This window comes from Leptospira alexanderi serovar Manhao 3 str. L 60, from assembly GCF_000243815.2.
Taxonomy (GTDB): Bacteria; Spirochaetota; Leptospiria; order Leptospirales; family Leptospiraceae; genus Leptospira; species Leptospira alexanderi.
In genome coordinates this window covers 1-1155 of record NZ_AHMT02000013.1, presented here as the reverse complement: position 1 = coordinate 1155, position 1155 = coordinate 1, and the positions used below count along the sequence as shown (strand labels likewise).

The following is a 1155-nucleotide window of genomic DNA, read 5'->3' as shown; positions in this document are numbered from 1 at the left end:
TTTTTGATACTCCGTAACACGTGTAGCCCTTCTTCAAGAGAGCAATTCCCTTCAACCTACGTTTTTCCAAACGTTTTAACTTTTCCCTTTCTAAGTTTTGCATTATGACAATGGGATATTATTGTTATATTTTTGGTACTCTTTTTTGTAGGGATCAGTAGTGATTAGGGGTTAGATTTTAGTGGATAGAACATTACATACAATAAAACGCAAGTGTTCCCCGACGAGAATGAGACTTTTTACTTGCAAAAAGTATGATTTTAACCTCCCGAGTCTTCCCTCCGCCGCCTCTCCACCTCGAGCCTGTTGAAAAAGAGACGGAGAAAAAATCTCTATTTTAAACCTGATTCGAATTTAAATTTTTTTCATACTACCTGGCGACATCGGAACACCTTCGTTCGGAAATTAAATATAACGAAATCCACAAAGCTTGGCAATATTATGAGCAGAACATCTTTCCGACCATTCAGTGGATACTTTTTCGATTCCCTTTGTCAAAAAAAGATTCCTCCGCGAGAACCTTTGATTGCACCGAATACACCTTCAATTGGAAGGAAATCTTTTGGAGTAAACGGTTCTGGATTGAGGTTCACTTAGTTTTCTTCGCATCTCCATCGTATAGAAGTTGTTCATCTGATCCGGATGATAATTCTTTGCCGAACTCGAATGGATATAATTTCTTTTTAGATTCTTAGAATTTACCAAAATAGACTTTGATTTTCCCTTGGAACAAAACTGTTTTAAACGACAACCGGAACAACTAGTCGAACGAAAATCCGAATAGCTATCTTTTCCATGAAGATATTTTTCCGTTCTGAATTTAAGAACTCTACCTGTCGGACAGATGAATCGATTCAATTTCTTTTCATATGTAAACCGGATCGATTTTGGTTTACGTTGAGTGGATTTTGGGGCTTTAGGAATTTCCCCACTTGAAATAATTTTGTTATTTTCTGGTCCGGGCAATAAAGGTCGAATTCTTTTAAACTGCGGAAGTTAGCCTCACTCGCATAACCCGCATCCAAGACATATTGAATTTTTCTTAAATCCTGGTCTTTTGATTTTATTGATCTCTACATAAAGGAGTACCGCCAATTTTAGCACAGATCCCCGTTTAGATGTAGAATTTTGGACACTCTATTATGTAGGGATGAG

At 37.2% G+C, this 1155-nt stretch carries 1 pseudogene; it reads right to left on the bottom strand.

What is annotated here, in order from left to right:
• Positions 1-405 precede the first annotated feature (405 nt).
• Positions 406-1070, bottom strand: a pseudogene (locus LEP1GSC062_RS03855) (transposase); the annotation flags it as partial.
• Positions 1071-1155 lie beyond the last annotated feature (85 nt).